Source organism: Sphingobium xanthum (assembly GCF_019737615.1).
In the GTDB taxonomy this organism is placed as follows: domain Bacteria; phylum Pseudomonadota; class Alphaproteobacteria; order Sphingomonadales; family Sphingomonadaceae; genus Sphingobium; species Sphingobium xanthum.
The window spans coordinates 1-17814 of sequence record NZ_JAHKKS010000004.1; the positions used below are offsets into that span (position 1 = coordinate 1).

Below are 17814 nucleotides of genomic sequence, written 5' to 3' on the forward strand. Positions count from 1 at the left end.
ACCAGGTCTACGTCCTGCCCAAGCATCTCGACGAGAAGGTCGCAGCCCTCCACCTCGACAAGCTCGGGGTCAAGCTCTCCACCCTCACCGAAAAGCAGGCCGCTTACATCGGCGTCTCCACAAAGGGGCCGTTCAAGCCCGATCATTACCGGTACTGATGGCTCGATGCCCCTCCTCGAAAAGGGGAGGGGCATTGATCGCCGCGCCGGCCCGTTTCGCTCGGCATTGCCTCGCGCAGCTTTGCCTCGTAATCCAGCGCAGTGATTTCGCTTCCGCCGCTAGTCCTTGCTGCAATCGGTGCCGTGCTCGCGCTGTGGCTGGCCTTGTCGGCCTGGGCCTTGCTGTCGGGACTCGCGCTGCGCCGCACCTCGCGCCAGGCACGCGGGCAGGCGGATCGCCTTGCCGATCTTCTTCAGTCTGCGCCTGCGATTCCCATGCTCGTGCGGGTCGATGGCCGCATCGAAGCGCCCGATCGCCTCGCCAACTGGCTGGGCCGCACGACTGTCCCTGCGTTTCTCTCCGAACTCGTTTCTGAGGAAAGCGGCTTTGAGCCGGAGCATGCCCGGGCGCTTGCCGAGGAAGTGAAGGCCGCGCAACGCGGCAGCCGTTCCTTCGTATTGCCCATGCGTGCACAGGGATCGAGCCGGACCTTGCTGGTGCGGGGCGGCCCTGCCGGTCCCGATCTCGCCAGCCCTGGCACGATCGTGCTCTGGATCTTCGATGCCACCGAGAGCCAGTCGCAGATCGAGGATCTGCGCGGGCAGGTCGGGCGCTATCGCGACGCCTTGGAGGCATTGTCCGGCGTGATCGAGGCGGCACCCATGCCGGTCTGGCACCGTGGCCCGGACCAGCGGCTCAGCCTCGTCAACAGTTCCTATGTTCAGGCTGTCGATGCCCGTTCCGCCGCGCAGGTGATCGAGCAGGGGATCGAACTGATCGAGGCCATCGACGGCCTATCGCCCGGCGCCTCCGCCGCGCTCGCCGCCAATAGCCAGACGTTGAGCGCGCGCATGCTGCCCGTCACCATCGACGGCGAACGCCGGCTCATGCGCATCGTCGATGTGCCGCTCGGTAAGGTCGGCGTTGCCGGATATGCCATCGACATGCAGGAGCTGGAGGAAGTGCGCGCGGAACTGCGGCATCTCGTCCAGGCCAATCGCGACATGCTGGACCGGCTGTCTGCCGGTGTGGCGCAGTTCAACGCCAATCATCTGCTCGAATTCTGCAATCAGCCGTTCCTCAGCATTTTCGGCCTGACTCCGGACCAGACTGCCGTCGAAACGCATTTCGACCGCGTGCTGGACGCAATGCGCGATGCGGGACTGGTGCCCGAGACGGCCGACTTCCCGTCATGGCGCGCAGAGCGGCGGCAATGGTTCCAGTCGCCGAACGCGCAGGAGGAACATTGGCGTTTACGCGACGGCGTCCATCTTAGGGTCTATGCGCAGCCGCTGCCCGATGGCGGTTTGCTGCTGATTTTCGAGGATCGCACCGAGCACGTCCAACTCTCCAGCGCGCGCGATACGCTGCTTCGCGTGCGCACGGCGACGCTCGACAACCTGTTCGAGGCGATTGCCGTGTTTGCCGCGGACGGCCGCCTGCACCTGTGGAACAGCCGCTTCCGCCAGATCTGGGCCGTGCAGGAAGCAACGTTGGCGACTCATCCGCGCGTCGATGAGCTGATGGCTGCACTGGCGGATCGTCTCGCCCGCCCGCAGCAATCGAGCCTCGTCCACCAGCTCATCCGCGCCGCAACAGTCGAGCGGCGCCAGCGCGGCGGGCGCATCGCCTTTTCGGACGGCCGCTATTTCGAGTTCGCCGCCATACCGCTGCCGGACGGCAATGCGCTGTTCGTCATGCTCGACATCTCGGACAGCCGCCGCATCGAGCAGGCGCTGCGCGACCGCAACGAGGCGCTGGAGGATGCCGACCGCGTCAAGACGGCCTTCGTGTCCAATATGAGTTACGAGCTGCGTACGCCGCTGACCTCGATCGTCGGTTTCGCGGAAATGATGCAGTCCGGTTATGCCGGCGAACTGACGCCGCAGACCCGCGAATATGTCGATGCGATCATCGACAGCACGACGCGCCTCGCGCGCCTCATCGACAATGTGCTCGACCTGACGCAGGGCGCGGCGGGCGGCTTGCCACTGGAGCGCAAGGATGTCGATGTCGAGGCGCTGTTGAACGAGGTCGCCCGGCACTATGAGAGCAAGGCGAAGGAGCGGCAAGTCACGCTGGCGCTCTCGCTCCGTCCCGGCATCGGTCATGTCAAGGGCGACCAGCGGCGCATTCGCCAGGCGGTCGATCATGTCGTGGAGAATGCGGTGCGCTTCGTGGGCAATGGCGGCCGTGCGCTCATCCATTGCGAAGGCAGCGCGAAGGCTGTGCGCATCATCGTCTCGGATGACGGTCCCGGCATCGACAGCAAGATGCAGGCACGCATCTTCGACAGCTTCGCTCGCTTCGGCCGCAATACTGAAGGTGAGACGTCAGGCCTCGGCCTGCCTCTGGTGCGGCAGTTCGTCGAGGCGCATGGCGGCACTGTCGGCCTCGTGTCCGAGCCGGGGCAGGGGACGATCGTCACCATCGATCTGCCGCGCGGCGATTGACGCGCATGCCTGATACGCAGCTTGCGGCGGCGACGCCCGACGCCATGGAAGCGCTGGGCCGGAGGCTGGGCGCCCGGCTCCAGTCCGGCGATATCGTGACGCTACAGGGTGGGCTCGGTGCCGGGAAAACGACCTTCGCGCGCGGCGTGCTGCGCGGCCTCGGTTTTGCGGCAGACGTGCCCAGTCCGACCTTCGCGATCCTGCAAGGCTATGAGCCGCCCGAGACGCGCCTGTCGCTCGGTCATGTCGATCTTTACCGGATCGAGCAGCCGGACGAACTGGACGAACTCGGCCTCGACGACTGGTTGGAGGGCGGCGCACTGGTCATCGAATGGCCAGAACGGCTCGGCACGCTTTATGCCGATCTGGCGCTCGCGATCCATATCGACACGGCGGACGATGGCGGCCGTCTCTTGACAGCGCGCGTGCCCAAGTCTTGGGAGGGCCGATGGCCACTCCCATGATCCCGCCCGCCGGCGCCCGCGCCTTCATCGATGCCGCCGGCTGGCAGGAGGCTGAGATTTTGCCGCTGGCGGGAGACGCCTCGTTTCGCCGCTATTTCCGCGTGGTCGATGGCGCGCGCCGGGCGATCCTGATGGACGCACCGCCGCCGCATGAGGATCCGCGCCCGTTTCTCTCGGTTGGCCAGTGGCTGTGCGATCACGGATTCGCCGCGCCCGAGATTCTCGCCAAGGATCTGACGCAGGGCCTCGTGCTGCTGGAGGATTTCGGCGATGCGCGGCTGCGCGAACATGTCGATGAGCGGCCTCGGGACGAGGCACCGCTCTATGAGCGCGCGGTCGATCTGCTGGTCGATCTGCACAAGCTGCCCGCCCAGGCGGAACTCGCGCCTTATGACCGCGCCGTCTATCAGCGCGAAACGGCGTTGTTGACCGAATGGTTCTGTCCGGCTGCCGGCCTCGATGTCGACGCCGATGCATATGTCGCGGCCTGGGAAGCCGTGCTGCCGATCGCCGAGCAAGACGATGCGCCGGTCGTGACCGTGCTGCGCGACTATCATGCCGAGAACATCATGCTGCTGCCCGACCTCACCCGGTCGCGCGGTCTTGGCCTTCTCGACTTTCAGGACGCGCTCGCCGGGCATCCCGCTTATGATCTCGTCTCCTTCCTTCAGGATGCGCGCCGTGACGTGAGCCCCGCGGTCGAGCAGGCGATGCTGCAGCATTATCAGGCCAATGCCCGCTGCTCGGCCGATTTCGAGGCGGCCTATGCGGTGCTCGGCGCCCAGCGCAATGCCAAGATCATCGGCATCTTCACGCGCCTGTGGAAGCGCGACGGCAAGCCGCGCTATCTCGATTTCCTGCCGCGCATGTGGGGCCTGCTGGAGCGCGATCTCGCCCATCCCGCGCTCGCGCCGGTAACGGCCTGGTTCGATGCCAATGTGCCGCCCGAGGTGCGTGGCGAACTGCGGATCGACGACGCCGCATGAGCATTCAGCTCGACACGGCGATGCTGATGGCGGCCGGCCTCGGCAAGCGCATGCGACCGCTGACGGCGACGCGCCCCAAGCCGCTCGTGCGCGTGGCGGGACAAGCGCTCATCGATCATGCGCTCGACCGGATCGAGGACGCCGGCATTCGCCGCACGGTCGTCAACGTCCATTATCTGGCGGACGCGGTGGAAGCGCATCTTCAGGCCCGCGCCCGACAGACCGGCGCCGACTATCCGGTCTCCGATGAGCGCGCCAAGCTGCTCGAGACCGGCGGGGGACTCGTCAAAGCGCTGCCGCTCCTGGGCGACGCGCCGTTCCTGTGCGCCAACAGCGACAATCTCTGGATCAACGGGCCGGGCGATTCGATCCGGCTGCTCGCCAGCCGCTGGGACGATGCGGAGATGGATGCTCTGCTCCTCGTCATTCCCCATGCCCGCGCGACCGGGCATCGCGGCCTCGGCGATTTCCATCTCGATCCCCAAGGCCGCCTCAGCCGCCGCAAGTCCGGCCGCGTGGCACCCTTCGTCTATACCGGTGTGCAGATCATCTCGCCCCGGCTGATCCAGGATCCGCCGAGCGACGTCTTCTCGACCAACATCTTCTGGGATCGCGCCATCGCGCAGGGCCGGGCCTATGGCATGACCCATTCGGGCCTCTGGTTCGATGTCGGCACGCCCGAGGCGATTCCGCTCGTCGAGGCCGGGATTGCGGATGGCTGAGCGGCGCGCGCCCGCTCTCCACACCATCCCCGCGCACCGGGCTTTTTCGGACGCGCTCGCCAAGGGGTTGCTGGCGCTCCATGGCGGGACCGACGGCGGCCTGACCCTGGCGCGTGGGATCGTGCTGCTGCCCAATAATCGCGCGATCCGCGCCGTGCGCGATGCGTTCGTGCGCGCGTCCGGCACCGGACTGCTGCTGCCACGCCTCGTCGCTGTCGGCGACATCGATCTCGACGAGACTTTGGGCAGCGCGCTCGCGCCGATCGGCGCCGATGCGGCGATTCCGCCCGCCATTGCTCCCGCCGAGCGGCTGATGATCCTCGCCCGCCTGATCCGCCAGCGGCGAGAGGCGCAGGGCGAGCGGCTGGAACTGGGCGAGGCCTATCGGCTGGCGACCGCGCTGGCGCAGGCGTTCGACCAGCTCACCGTCGAGCGCCGGACACTTGCCGACGTGAAGGCGCTCCAGCCCGACGAGCTGTCCGGCCATTGGCAATCGGCGTTCGGCGAGTTCGAGCTGCTCATGGATGCGTGGCTGGCGGAGCTGGCGCGGCGCGGCCTCATCGACATGGCAGAGCGGCGCAACCGGCTGCTCGATCATGTCGCTGCCCGCTGGCGCGAGGCGCCGCCGGATCGCTTCGTCGTGGCGGCCGGTATCGTGACCAATGCGCCGGCTGTGGCGGGACTGCTGAAGACCGTCGCGAACCTGCCGCAGGGCATGGTGGTGCTGCCCGATCTCGACCAGAATTTGACGCCGGAGCAATGGAAGGAGATTGGCCCTGTCGCGCCGCCCGAACCGGGGGAAACGCGGCCCCCGGCGCGGGATTCCCATCCGCAATATGCGCTGAAGCTGCTGCTGCATCGGATGGATGTGCATCGCGACGAGGTCGCGCTCTGGCGCTGGGGCAGCGAGCATGATGCCCGCGCCGCGCGGGGCAAGGCGATCAGCAATGCGATGCTGCCTGCCTTGCTCACCGGCGGCTGGCCCGATGTGCCGCCCGCCGAACGCTCGCTGAAGGATGTGCATGCGATCGAGGCCGCCAATCCGGCGGAAGAGGCGCAAGCGATCGCCATCGCCTTGCGCGAGGCGGTCGAGACGCCCGGCCGGACGGCCGCGCTGGTGACGCCCGACCGCGATCTCGCCACGCGTGTCTCGGCGCATTTGCGGCGCTGGGGTATCGATGCGGACGATTCCGCCGGCCGTCCGCTGGCGCAGCTCCCGCCCGGCACCTTGCTGCTCGCACTGGCGCAGGCGGGGGCGGAGCAGTTCGCGCCGGTCGCCTTGCTCGCCCTGCTCAAGCATCCGCTGGTGAAAGCCGGGGGGGAGCGGCTTGGCTGGCTGGAGCAGGTCCGCGCGCTCGATCTGGTGCTGCGCGGCCCGCGTCCGCCGGCTGGCCTGTCCGGCATATCGCGGTTGCTGGCGGAAGAGGGCGGCCGCCATCGCGAGGCGCGCGCGGCGCTGCGCCTCTGGTGGCCGCAAGTCTCCGAATGGCTGGCCCCGCTGGAAGCGGCGTTCGCCAGCGAACGGCCCTTGCCCGATCTGTTCGCGGCGCTGCGCGAGACCGCGTCCGCGCTTACCGGCGAGCGCGTCTGGGCCGGGCATCAGGGCCATGCCGCCGCGCGCTGCGTCGCCGATGCGGAAGCCGCCGCCGTTCATGGCCCGCTGACCGCCGACGGCGCGGGCTTCGTCGGCATGCTCGGCCAGATCCTCTCGGCGCAGGCCGTGCGCCCGCCACAGGGTGGGCATCCGCGGCTGCAAATCCTCGGCCTGCTCGAAGCGCGCCTGCAGCAGGCCGATCTCATGATCCTCGCCGGTCTCAACGAAGGCGTGTGGCCGGGCCTGCCGTCGCCGGACCCCTGGCTGGCGACGCGCATCCGTCTGTCGCTCGGCCTGCCGGGCCTCGATTATCGCATCGGCCTCTCGGCGCACGACTTCGCCAATGGCCTCGGCGCGCCGCAGGTCGTCCTGTCGCGCGCCCGCCGCGACCGCTCGGCGCCGACGATCGCCTCGCGCTTCTGGCTGCGGCTGAAGGCCATGACCGGCGAGCGCTGGGCGGAAGATCGGCGGTTGATTGCACTGGCGCGGGCGATCGATCGCCCAGTCGCGTTCAGCCTCGACTATCAGCGGCCGTCACCTTGCCCCCCGGCGGATGCCCGACCCCTGCGGATCGCCGTGACGGATGTCGACCGGCTCAGTGCCGATCCCTACGCCTTCTATGCGTCCAAGATACTCCGTCTTTCGCGTCTGGAAGCCGTCGATGCCGATCCCGGACCGGCGTGGCGCGGCACGGCGGCGCACGGAATTTTGAAGCGCTGGATGGATGAAGGTGAGCATGATCCGGCGCTGCTTGCGACCTTCGCGCGCGAGATGATCGAGGGGGCAAAGGCTCACCCGCTTCTGCGCGCCCTTTGGCAACCGCGACTGCTGGCGGCGCTTGACTGGGTGGCGGCGGAAGTCGCCGAGCAGCGGGCAGCAGGCCGGGAAATCCTGTTCGGCGAGAAGCGGGGTGAAATCAGGCTGGCCGGGGTCGAGCTTCACGGCACGCCCGATCGTGTCGATCGCTTGGAGGACGGTTCCGTCGCGATCGTGGATTACAAGAGCGGTGCGACCGCGAGCGTGAGGCAGGTCGAAGCCGGTTTTTCGTTGCAGTTGGGGCTGCTCGGCCTGATCGCGCGGGAAGGCGGTTTCGCGGATGTCGAGGCCGGCACCGAGGTCAGTGGTTTCGAATACTGGAAGCTCAGCAAAAGTGCGCGCGGCGCCTTCGGCCACAAGAGGCTGCTGACCGATCCAAAAGGAGCGCATAAGCGCATCGCGACGGAGCGTTTTCTGCCGCTTGTTGAGCGCGCATTCGAAAAGGCAGCGACCGACTGGCTCACCGGCCGCGAGCCGTTCGCCGCGCGGCCGCATTCCGATGCGCCGGTCTTCACCGATTATGATCAGCTGATGCGGCTCGACGAATGGTTCGGGCGCGGCCGGGCAGGGGGCTCGCGTGGCTGAGGCCAAACCGCTCCTACCCCTGACGCGCGATCAGGCCGATGCCTCGCGGCCGGACAGTCACGTCTGGCTGAGCGCGTCGGCGGGCACCGGCAAGACCGCCGTGCTCTCCTCGCGTGTCCTGCGCATTCTGCTTCAGGACGTGCCGCCCGAGCGTATCCTCTGCCTTACCTTCACCAAGGCGGGCGCGGCCGAGATGGCCGAGCGCGTCCACAGCCGGCTCGCGCGCTGGGTGCAGAGCAAGGGGCCGGATGTCGCGCGGGATCTGATCGCGCTGGGCGAGGACCCCGGTCCCGAGTCCGTTGCGAAGGCGCGGCTGCTCTTCGCCAAGGTGCTCGATGCGACGGGCGGCGGCCTGCGCATCCAGACGATCCACAGCTTCTGCCAGGCGCTGCTCGCGGCTTTTCCGCTGGAGGCCGGATTGGTGCCCGGCTTCAAGCCGCTCGACGATCGCGGACAGGCGGAGCTCTGGCGCAAGGCCCTCATCGCCATGATCGAGACGGCCGAGCGCGACCGCGATCAGCCAGTGCTGGACGCGATCGAGATGCTGGCGCTGCGGCTGGGCGAGGCGGGGACGCAGGTCTATCTGCAGCGCTGCGTGACGCTATGCGAGGAGTTGGACAAGCTCGCCGAACAACTCGGTCCCGAGGCGGGTATTCTGTTCGATGATCTGCAATTGCTTATGCTGGCGCTTTTGAAGCTACCAACCGGCGACATCGAAGTGGAAATTGCACTGCGCTGCGCGGATGGAACCTTTCCTATTCGCAAACTCCGTCAGGTGGCGGTTGCTAATAGAGCCTGGAACGCCAAGTCCGGTAACGCCTGCGCAGACCTGATCGAAAACTGGCTTCGCTTGACTGACGCAGATCGTGCCGGAGGCCTTGAAGAACTATTCGGCGCGCTGCTGACTCAGAAGGGTGAGGTTAAGAACCGAGACAAGGACAAACTACTCAACGCCGAACCAGATTATGTCGAAATCGCTGCTGAATGCGGCGCAGAGATCAGGGCTATGCTCGATCTGCGGCGACAAGTCACTATTGCTCGTTCCATGGGTCAGGCGCTGACCGCCGGCCGTGCTTATGCGCGCGCTTATGCGCAGGCGAAGCGGCAGGCGGGCGCCGTCGATTTCGACGATCTGATCGGCCGGGCGAGTCAGCTCCTGACCCAGCCGGGCATGTCCGAGTGGATCCGTTACAAGTTGGATCAGACGGTCGATCATATTCTCGTCGACGAGGCGCAGGACACCAACGATCGGCAATGGGCGATCGTTGATGCTGTGGTGCAGGAGTATTTCGAGCGTGAGCTGGAACCGCCCGAGTTCCGCCTCCAGCGCACGCTTTTTGTGGTTGGTGACACCAAGCAGGCGATCTTCGGGTTTCAGGGCACCAGCCCCGAAGCATTTGGCAAAGCATTGCGCGATTTTCGTGGTCGCGCCGAGCGCGCAAGCCAGCCCTTTGCCGAACTGCCGCTGTCGCTCAGCTTCCGATCAATGCCAGCGGTGCTGGATGTGGTCGATGCGTTGCTTGACGAGGTTGGCCACGAGGCCCTTGGCCTCGAAAAGCCTTCGGAGCAGCATAACAGTGCCCGCCGCCACCCCGGCCGCATCCTGCTCCTGCCGCCGACCTCGCTCGTTGCGGCCGAGGAGGAGGAAGACGGCGAGATCGAGGAAAGCCCGGAGGGCGAGGACGACTGGTTCGCCGATCATCAGCGCAGACATGCCGAGAAGCTCGCGCAACTGGTCAAGAGCTGGATCGACGACAAGCTCTGGCTCCAGACCAAGGGACGGGCGGTCCGTCCCGGCGATGTGCTGATCCTGCTGCGCAGTCGCGGAGCGCTCTCGCGGCTGATCGTCGCGCGTCTCTACGAGGCTGGCGTGCCCGTCGCCGGCGTGGATCGGCTCCGTTTGCAGGCCCCGCTCGCCGTGCAGGACCTGCTCGCCGCGCTACGCTTTGCCGTGCAGCCGGAGGACGATCTCAATCTCGCCAATCTTCTGGTTTCGCCGCTCATCGGCTGGAGCCAGGACAATCTCATGCACCGCGCGATCCGGTCCGGCGGCCGTTCGCTCTGGTCGCATCTGCGCGAGACGCTGATGCCCGAAGATCAGGCGCCGCTCCGTGCGCTGCTCGCCTCCGCCGATTTCTCGACGCCCTATCTCTATCTCGAAGCCATTCTTTCCGGCGCGATGGATGGTCGGCGCAAGCTCGTCGCCCGCCTCGGCGAGGAAGCGCGCGACGCGATCGACGAGCTGGTCAATGCCGCATTGGCGTTCGAGATGGACGATCATCCTTCGCTTCAGCGCTTCATCGACTGGTTCGACCGGGGCGATGCCGACATCAAGCGCGAGCTGGGCGAGGGTGGCGACATGGTCCGCGTCATGACCGTCCACGGCGCCAAGGGCCTCGAAGCACCGGTCGTGATCCTCGCCGACGCCGCCTTCGATCCATCGGCCAGGCCGCGCGCCGATGCCGTCGAGCTGCCGGTCGGCAAGACGGCGAAGCTGCCGCTGATCCGCCCCGGCAAGGGCGAAGCGCCAGTGCTCGTACAGGAAGCGATGGACAAGGCAGGCGCGCTCGACATGCAGGAGCATTGGCGCCTGCTCTATGTCGGCCTCACGCGCGCGGAAGAGCAGCTTGTCGTCACCGGCGCGCTCGGCAGCCGGGCAAAGGGCGTCGCGCCGGAGGAGAGCTGGTATCAGGCCGTGGATCGGGCGATGCATCGCCTCGGTGCGGCATCGGAGCCGGTCGAGGGCTGGGGTGAGGGGCAGCTCTGGCTCGGCCCTTCCGGTCTTGAAGCCGCGACCACCCAGCCGTCCAGGGCAGAGGAAGGGGCCGACGCACAGGAGCCGCTGCCCGCCTGGCTTCGCGCACCAGCACCGCAGGAAGCACGTCCGCCACGCCCGCTCGCGCCCTCCGCATCGGTCGAGGACGATGTGCCCAGCCCGCCGCCCGATGCGGCCATGCGTCAGGCGGCCGAGCGCGGGCACTTGCTGCACGCCTTGTTCGAGCGCCTGCCCGATGTCGTGCCGGCCGAGCGCAGGGATGCGGCGGATCGCTGGCTGTCCGGCGCGGGCGGCCTTGCCGATGCCGGCGAGCGCGCATCGCTGATCGCCCATGTCGAGGCTGTCCTGAATGATCCCGCTCATGCCGCTCTGTTCGGCCCGCAGGCGCTTGCCGAGGCGCCAATCGCGGCGGTGGTGGAGGGGCAGGTGATTGCGGGTACGGTCGACCGTCTGCTTGTCACAGACGATCTCGTGCATGTCGTCGATTTCAAGACCGGCCAGCGCATCCCGCGCGATGCGCAGGATGTGCCGCCGGCCCATGTCCGCCAGATGGCCGCTTATGCCGCCGCGCTGGAAGCGATCTTCCCCGGTTGCGCCGTGCGGGCCAGTCTGCTCTATTCCGCGCGGCCCTTGCTGATCGATCTTTCGCCCACGCTTCTTGCGGCGCACAAGCCACGCTTGGGGCAGGGCGAGCAGTTCTTGTCCTCCGCCGACCTTGAGACGGCCTCACCGGCTGACTAGATTACCATCCAACAGGTGCAAGGAGTTTGCAGTCATGGCCACCAAGGCGATTTCCGACGCGAGTTTTCACGATGATGTGATTTCGGCCGACAAGCCGGTCCTCGTCGATTTCTGGGCCGAATGGTGCGGTCCGTGCAAGATGATCGGCCCGGCGCTCGAGGAGATTGCCGAGGAACTGGCCGACAAAGTCACCATTGCGAAAATCAATATCGACGATCATCCCGACGCCCCGGCGCGTTATGGCGTGCGCGGTATCCCGACGATGATCCTCTTCAAGAATGGCGAGCCTGCCGCGACGAAGGTCGGTGCGGCGCCCAAGAGCGCGCTCAAAGGCTGGCTGGAAAGCTCGCTTTGATTTTTGCGGACCGGGCGTCGTAGGGCGCTCGGTCGCGGACCTTTCGTGCGATTGCCGAACCTAAAGTCATCCGTTCGCCCTGAGCCTGTCGAAGGGCCGTTCTTCCTCCCAATCAAGCAGGAAAAGGACAGCCCTTCGACAAGCTCAGGGCGAACGGTGTTTTGAGCCGCGGAAGATCTTGAGGAAATCTCCTCATCCGTAGAGGATCTTCGCGGCCTTTTCCCACATCGCGGGCGAGGCGGCGGCAAGCATGCCTTTCTGGTCCTGATCGGGCCGATAGGGCGATCCGTCGGGCCGCGCCACCAATCCGCCAGCCTCATTGACGAACAACGTGCCCGGCGCATGGTCCCAGGCCAGCGTGCGCTCGAACAGGGCGACATCGTTCTGCCCCAGCACGATGCGCGGATATTGTTCGGCGGCGCAGCGCGGAATATCGACCATTTGCAGTCGGCCCTCGGCGCGCGCCTTCAAATTCTCCCGCTTGGCCGGGTCCGCAAACAGCAGCGACAATCCCGCCACCGGCAGCGCTGCGCCGCTTTCCCGCGCCGTCACGGGTTGGTCGTCGATCGTCGCGCCTTTGCCCAACTCGGCATGGCACAGGCGTCCGGTCAGCGGATCGAGCATCCAGCTTTCGATCGTCTCGCCGCCATCGACCAGCGCGACCATGATGCCGAAGGGGGGCTTGCCCGAGGCGAAATTGTGCGTGCCGTCGATCGGGTCGATCAGCCAGTTAAGGCCTGAGCCAAGCTGCTCCAGCAAGGTCGGGTCCGCCGCGCAGGCTTCCTCGCCGACGAGGCCGGCGTCCGGCAGGATGACCGTCAGCCCCTCGTTCAGCCGCAGCTCGCTTTCCTTGTCGGCAATCGTCACCTGCTCGCCGGCGGACTTTTCCTCGATCTCATGCGCAGCGAGGTTGCGGTAGCGCGGCATGATCTCTTCCGCCGCCACTTGTCGCATCAGGTCGGCGACCGATTGGGCCAGTCCTTCCATGTCAGCTCCGATAGTCTGCGTTGATCGAGATATAGCCATGGGTGAGGTCGCAGGTCCACACCGTCGCGCGCCCGTCGCCAAGGCCGAGGTCCACGCCGATGCGGATCTCCTGGCCCTTGAGATGCGCCGCGATCGGCGCCTCGTCATAGCTGTCCGCCGCGAGACCCGCTTGCGCGACCCATTTGTCGGCGAAGCGGATGGCGAGCTTGTCGCGGTCGGCCGGTTCGCCGGCCTTGCCGACGGCCATGACGACGCGGCCCCAATTGGCATCCTCGCCGGCGATGGCGGTCTTGAGCAGGGGTGAATTGGCGACGCTGAGGCCGATGCGCCGGGCGCTGTCGTCGCTGACGGCGCCGGTCACTTCGATCTCGATGAACTTCTGCGCGCCTTCGCCATCGCGCACGACGAGATGGGCCAGCTGCGTGCAGACATCGTTGATAGCGGCCTGCAGGGCGTCGGCGCCGGGCGAGTCCATGCTGGTCAGTGGCGCATTGCCCGCCGCGCCGGTCGCGAACACCAGCACCGTGTCGCTGGTCGAGGTGTCGCTGTCCACGGTGATGCAGGAGAAGCTGCGGTGATTGGCCGCGCCCAGCATCTTCTGGAGCAGGGCGGGGTCGATCGCCACGTCGGTGAAGATATAGCCGAGCATCGTCGCCATATCCGGTGCGATCATGCCGGAGCCCTTGATGATGCCGGCGAGCGTTATCTTGCGCCCGTCGACGATGGCACTCGCCATCGCGCCCTTGGCGAAGGTGTCGGTCGTGCCGATCGTCTCGGCCGCCTGCTCCCAGCTGCAGGGCGCGGCAGTCAGCGCCGCCGCCACGCCTTCGCGCGCCTTGTCCTTGGGTAGCGGGACGCCGATGACGCCGGTCGAGCTGACGAACACCTCGTCCGGCGCGCAGCCGAGATGCGCGGAGACCTGCGCGCGGATCTGGTCCACGGCCTCGCGCCCGCGAAAGCCGGTGAAGGCATTGCTGTTGCCGGCATTGACGACGAGCGCCCGTGCCCGCCCGCCCGCGGCGCTCTCGCGGCCCATCTCGACCTCGGTCGAGCAGCAGACATTGCGCGTGAAGACGCCAGCCACAGCTGTGCCCTCGGCCAGCTCGACATATGTCAGATCACAGCGATCCCATGCTTTATACTGCGCCCGCGCCACACGTCGCGTCACGCCCGATATGTCGGGCATGGCGGGGAAGGGGCGGGCGAGGGGCGAGATGTCGATCATGGCCGGCGCGAATAGCGCATCGCGGCGCGCGATCAAACAGGCTTCGGCAGGTCGAGGTGCGCGGCTGTCCGATTGCACCTATTCACCACTTGCTCGACTGTTCTAGTGGTCCGATTCTGACATTTGCGATCCTATCGGACAGGGCGCCCCCAAATGTCGAAATCAATCCACTAGTCAGGCGATGCGAGGATGGAGCCAATGAACCAGAAGAACGCCGACCTGCTGCTCAGCCTGTTGGGGTTTGTCTTCGTCTGTTCGTTTCTGGCATTTGTGATCGCTCGGAGCGGCATTCTGGAGAACATCTCGGGTCAGCTCGCCCGTGAAGTGCAGGAACGCGACGAGGAACCGCAGGCCGTTTCCGCGATTACGCCCGGTCCGCCGCCGGCACTGCCTGTCGTGCCTGAAGGTGGCCGACCGGCATCGGCAGAAGCGGGTGCTTGGCTCAAAGGCGCCGACTATCCGGGCGAGGCACTCCGGAACGATTGGCAAGGCACGGTGAGCGTCGTCTGGCGGATCGACACGAATGGCGCAGTGGGCGATTGTTATGTGGTGGAGAGCAGTGGCCACCGGGTGCTGGACGAGGCCAGCTGCCGGCTCGTCAAGGACCGCGCCCGCTACAAACCGGCGCGCGATGCGAATGGGCGAGCGGTTGCATCGCTGGACAGGCGCCGGATCGTCTGGCGACTTCCGGAGTAGATCGCCCCATTCCCAATCCGTTAATAGTGAAGGGCGTAGACGAAGCGCCCGGCGCATCCTATGGGATGCCCGTCTCATCGGCGAAAGTGTTCCGCGCTTGCAATTGATGATCCTTCTGTCCGCGCTTCTGGCGTCGCTGACCGGCCTGATGGCCGGGGAGCGGCCGGCTCCGCGTGCGCAGGTGGAACTGAGCGCCGTCGCTGCCGTTGCGCAGGTCGGCGAGGTCGTCGCGCAGATCGCGCATCGTCCCATCGCTGGGCTACCACGCCAGATGCTCGATGCGCCGGCGCGTTCGCAGGCTCACCGTGCCCTGCCGCGCCCGGCTGGCCGTGCGCTTCTCATCTTGAAGCAGAGCTGGCTCCACTGAGCTGATCTAAGGGCCGCTCCTGCGCGGCTCGCTCTCTTCCGCGTGCCGGATTGGCGCGCATGTCCGGCCATCGAAGCCGGTTATCCATCTCTTTCAGACAGGAATTCTGCCATGTTCGGCGCCATTGCCAAGACTCTTTTCGGATCGTCCAACGATCGCTACGTGAGGTCGCTCCGCAAGACCGTGGAGCAGATCGCGGCTTTCGAGCCGACCATTTCCGCGCTCAGCGACGAGGAGCTGGCCGCTCAGACCGTCAAGTTCCGCGCCCGCCTCGATGAAGGCGCCAAGCTCGACGATCTGCTGCCGGAAGCCTTCGCCACCGTTCGCGAAGCGGCGATCCGCACACTCGGCCAGCGTCATTACGATGTGCAGATGATCGGCGGCATCGTGCTCCACCGCGGCGAGATCTCGGAGATGCGCACGGGCGAGGGCAAGACCCTGGTGGCGACGCTGGCGACCTATCTGAACGCGCTGGAAGGCAAGGGCGTCCATGTCGTTACGGTGAACGACTATCTCGCCAAGCGCGACTGCGACTGGATGGGGCAGGTCTATCGCTTCCTCGGCCTCACCACGGGCACGATCGTCCCCAATCTGCCCGAAGACGAGCGCCGCGCCGCCTATGAGGCGGACATCACCTATGCGACCAACAACGAGCTCGGCTTCGATTATCTGCGCGACAACATGAAGTATGAGCGCGCGCAAATGGTGCAGCGCCCGTTCAACTACGCGATCGTCGATGAGGTGGACTCCATCCTGATCGACGAGGCGCGCACCCCGCTCATCATTTCCGGCCCGACCGACGACAAGTCCGAGATGTATATGTCTGTCGATGCGCTGGTGAAGCAGCTCCAGCCGGACGATTACGAGAAGGACGAGAAGCAGCGCTCGATCGTGCTGACCGAGGACGGCACCGAGCGCGTCGAGCGCATGCTGGAGGATGCCGGCCTGCTCCAGGGCGCCAATCTCTACGACTTCGAGAATACGCAGGTCGTTCATCATGTGAACCAGGCTCTGCGCGCGATCTTCATGTTCCGCCGCGACATCGACTACATCGTGAAGGACGGCAAGGTCATTATCATCGACGAGTTCACCGGTCGCATGATGGACGGCCGGCGTTGGTCGGACGGTCTGCACCAGGCTGTCGAGGCGAAGGAAGGCGTCAACATCGAGCCGGAGAACCAGACGCTCGCCTCGATCACGTTCCAGAATTATTTCCGCATGTATCCGAAGATCTCGGGCATGACCGGCACGGCCGCGACCGAGGCGGCGGAGTTCTTCGACATCTACAAGATGAACGTGGTGACGATCCCGACGAACCTGCCTGTCCAGCGGCAGGACGAAGAGGATCTTTTCTACAAGAGCACCGAGGACAAGTTCAAAGGCATTGCCAGGACGATTGGCGAGCATGCCGCGAAGGGGCAACCGGTGCTGGTTGGCACGGTCTCCATCGAGAAGTCCGAGCTGCTCTCCGAGTTTCTGAAGCAGGAAAAAGTGCCGCATAGCGTGCTGAACGCCCGCTTCCATGAGAGCGAGGCGCATATCGTGGCGCAGGCCGGGCGCCTCGGTGCGGTGACGATCGCGACCAACATGGCCGGTCGCGGCACCGACATCCAACTGGGCGGCAATCTCGAATTCCGCGTCAATGACGAGCTGTCCGGCATGGCGGATGGACCCGAGAAGGACGCGGCTATCGAGAGGATCAAGGCCGAGATCATCGCCGAGCGCCAGGCGGTGCTGGATGCGGGCGGCCTGTTCGTGCTGGGCACCGAGCGGCACGAGAGCCGGCGCATCGACAATCAGCTGCGCGGCCGCTCGGGCCGTCAGGGCGACCCCGGCCTCAGTCGCTTCTATCTCAGCCTCGACGACGATTTGCTACGCATCTTCGGCCCGGACACCCTGTTCGCCCGCATGATGCGCTCCAGCCTGGAGGATGGCGAGGCACTGCCTCCGTCCAAATGGATGAGCAAGGCGATTGAGACCGCGCAGAAGAAGGTCGAGCAGCGCAACTACGACATCCGCAAGCAGGTCGTCGAATATGACGACGTCATGAACGACCAGCGCAAGGTCATCTACGAGCAGCGCAGCGACATCATGGATGCCGAGACCGTGGGCGAGGTCGTGACCGACATGCGCCACGAAACCGTCAACGCCATCGTCGGCTCGGCTTGCCCTCCGGGGACCTATCCCGAGCAGTGGAACATCGCCGGGCTCAAGGAGGAGTTGGAGCGCGTGCTGGCGTTGACGCCGGATATCGACGGCTGGCTCAAGGAAGATGCGGTCGATCCCGAAATCTTCGTCGAGCGGCTGACCGAGCTGTCCGATCAGGCGCTCGCCGAGAAGGTCGCCGATCTGAAGCCCGAGACCTGGGCGCAGATCGAGAAGAGCATCCTCCTCCAGAATCTCGACCATCACTGGAAGGAGCATCTCTCGACGCTCGACGCTCTGCGTCAGGTCGTGCATCTGCGCGCCTATGCGCAGAAGACGCCAATCAACGAATATAAGCAGGAAGCCTTCGCGCTGTTCGAGCGCATGCTGGACAGCATCCGCGAGGATGTGACCAACACGATCAGCCATGTGCAGTTCCAGATGCAGGAGCCGACGCCGGCCCCGTTGCCCGATCTGCCGGCCTTCCTCACCAGCCACATCGATCCGTTCACAGGCGAGGACAACAGCGCGGACATTGATGCGGCCTCACGCGGCTTCATCACGACCACAGTGCCGCGTGCAGCGACGACGCGCCCCGCGTCGGCAGATGGCAACCCCTATGCGGACCAGGAGATCAGCCGCAACGCGCCGTGCCCCTGCGGCTCGGGCGAGAAGTATAAGCACTGCCACGGGGCGCTTGCGTAAGTAAAAACCGTCATCCCAGCTTTCGCAGGGATGACGGC

At 66.1% G+C, this 17814-nt stretch carries 13 protein-coding genes; 11 read left to right on the forward strand and 2 right to left on the reverse strand.

What is annotated here, in order from left to right:
• From KM135_RS08410 to trxA, 8 genes are all read left to right on the forward strand, one after another.
• On the forward strand, nt 1–158 hold a 158-nt coding region (locus tag KM135_RS08410; RefSeq protein ID WP_221713821.1), incomplete at its 5' end, for an adenosylhomocysteinase.
• Nucleotides 159–263: 105 nt separating this feature from the next.
• Nucleotides 264–2612: a sensor histidine kinase gene (locus KM135_RS08415; protein ID WP_221713822.1), complete on the forward strand. Its 2349-nt coding sequence runs from the start codon at nt 264–266 to the stop codon at nt 2610–2612.
• Between the two features lie 5 nt (nt 2613–2617).
• Nucleotides 2618–3076, forward strand: coding sequence for a tRNA (adenosine(37)-N6)-threonylcarbamoyltransferase complex ATPase subunit type 1 TsaE (gene tsaE, locus KM135_RS08420; RefSeq protein WP_221713567.1), 459 nt, complete (start codon nt 2618–2620; stop codon nt 3074–3076).
• Entirely contained in the window at nt 3073–4062 is a 990-nt protein-coding gene (locus KM135_RS08425; RefSeq protein ID WP_221713823.1) for an aminoglycoside phosphotransferase family protein, read from the forward strand. The genes tsaE and KM135_RS08425 overlap by 4 nt, the downstream gene beginning before the upstream one ends.
• Nucleotides 4059–4784 (forward strand): nucleotidyltransferase family protein, encoded by a 726-nt coding sequence (locus KM135_RS08430; protein ID WP_221713568.1) that lies wholly within the window; start codon nt 4059–4061, stop codon nt 4782–4784. The genes KM135_RS08425 and KM135_RS08430 overlap by 4 nt, the downstream gene beginning before the upstream one ends.
• Nucleotides 4777–7779, forward strand: coding sequence for a double-strand break repair protein AddB (addB, locus tag KM135_RS08435; protein ID WP_221713569.1), 3003 nt, complete (start codon nt 4777–4779; stop codon nt 7777–7779). The genes KM135_RS08430 and addB overlap by 8 nt, the downstream gene beginning before the upstream one ends.
• A complete protein-coding gene (gene addA / locus KM135_RS08440; protein WP_221713570.1) occupies nt 7772–11296 on the forward strand; it encodes a double-strand break repair helicase AddA in 3525 nt (1174 codons plus the stop codon). The genes addB and addA overlap by 8 nt, the downstream gene beginning before the upstream one ends.
• A 34-nt stretch (nt 11297–11330) precedes the next feature.
• Nucleotides 11331–11651 carry a thioredoxin TrxA gene (trxA, locus tag KM135_RS08445; RefSeq protein ID WP_221713571.1) on the forward strand — a complete coding sequence of 107 codons (321 nt, stop codon included), beginning with the start codon at nt 11331–11333 and terminating at the stop codon, nt 11649–11651.
• 192 nt (nt 11652–11843) lie between these two features.
• On the opposite strand, the gene KM135_RS08450 is transcribed toward trxA, so the two are convergent.
• Together KM135_RS08450 and argJ are read right to left on the reverse strand one after the other, a co-directional pair.
• Nucleotides 11844–12638 (reverse strand): inositol monophosphatase family protein, encoded by a 795-nt coding sequence (locus KM135_RS08450; RefSeq protein ID WP_221713572.1) that lies wholly within the window; start codon nt 12636–12638, stop codon nt 11844–11846.
• A gap of 1 nt (nt 12639) precedes the next feature.
• Nucleotides 12640–13863 (reverse strand): bifunctional glutamate N-acetyltransferase/amino-acid acetyltransferase ArgJ, encoded by a 1224-nt coding sequence (gene argJ, locus KM135_RS08455; protein WP_221713573.1) that lies wholly within the window; start codon nt 13861–13863, stop codon nt 12640–12642.
• A 198-nt stretch (nt 13864–14061) separates the two neighbouring features.
• Between argJ and KM135_RS08460 the strand changes: the two genes are divergently transcribed.
• The 3 genes from KM135_RS08460 (at nt 14062) to secA (ending at nt 17776) form a co-directional block, all read left to right on the forward strand.
• A complete protein-coding gene (locus KM135_RS08460) occupies nt 14062–14559 on the forward strand; it encodes an energy transducer TonB (protein WP_221713574.1) in 498 nt (165 codons plus the stop codon).
• A 106-nt stretch (nt 14560–14665) separates the two neighbouring features.
• Nucleotides 14666–14926 carry a hypothetical protein gene (locus tag KM135_RS08465; protein WP_221713575.1) on the forward strand — a complete coding sequence of 87 codons (261 nt, stop codon included), beginning with the start codon at nt 14666–14668 and terminating at the stop codon, nt 14924–14926.
• Between the two features lie 111 nt (nt 14927–15037).
• Nucleotides 15038–17776, forward strand: a complete 2739-nt coding sequence (gene secA / locus KM135_RS08470) for a preprotein translocase subunit SecA (protein ID WP_221713576.1) — start codon at nt 15038–15040, stop codon at nt 17774–17776.
• Nucleotides 17777–17814: the final 38 nt, after the last annotated feature.

Bases quoted from the DNA above. Each gene is read 5' to 3' on its own strand.
- tsaE (WP_221713567.1), top strand. From the start codon at position 2,618: ATGCCTGATACGCAGCTTGCGGCGGCGACGCCCGACGCCATGGAAGCG.
- KM135_RS08425 (WP_221713823.1), top strand. From the start codon at position 3,073: ATGATCCCGCCCGCCGGCGCCCGCGCCTTCATCGATGCCGCCGGCTGG.
- KM135_RS08430 (WP_221713568.1), top strand. From the start codon at position 4,059: ATGAGCATTCAGCTCGACACGGCGATGCTGATGGCGGCCGGCCTCGGC.
- addB (WP_221713569.1), top strand. From the start codon at position 4,777: ATGGCTGAGCGGCGCGCGCCCGCTCTCCACACCATCCCCGCGCACCGG.
- trxA (WP_221713571.1), top strand. From the start codon at position 11,331: ATGGCCACCAAGGCGATTTCCGACGCGAGTTTTCACGATGATGTGATT.
- KM135_RS08450 (WP_221713572.1), bottom strand. From the start codon at position 12,638: ATGGAAGGACTGGCCCAATCGGTCGCCGACCTGATGCGACAAGTGGCG.
- argJ (WP_221713573.1), bottom strand. From the start codon at position 13,863: ATGATCGACATCTCGCCCCTCGCCCGCCCCTTCCCCGCCATGCCCGAC.
- KM135_RS08460 (WP_221713574.1), top strand. From the start codon at position 14,062: ATGAACCAGAAGAACGCCGACCTGCTGCTCAGCCTGTTGGGGTTTGTC.
- KM135_RS08465 (WP_221713575.1), top strand. From the start codon at position 14,666: ATGATCCTTCTGTCCGCGCTTCTGGCGTCGCTGACCGGCCTGATGGCC.
- secA (WP_221713576.1), top strand. From the start codon at position 15,038: ATGTTCGGCGCCATTGCCAAGACTCTTTTCGGATCGTCCAACGATCGC.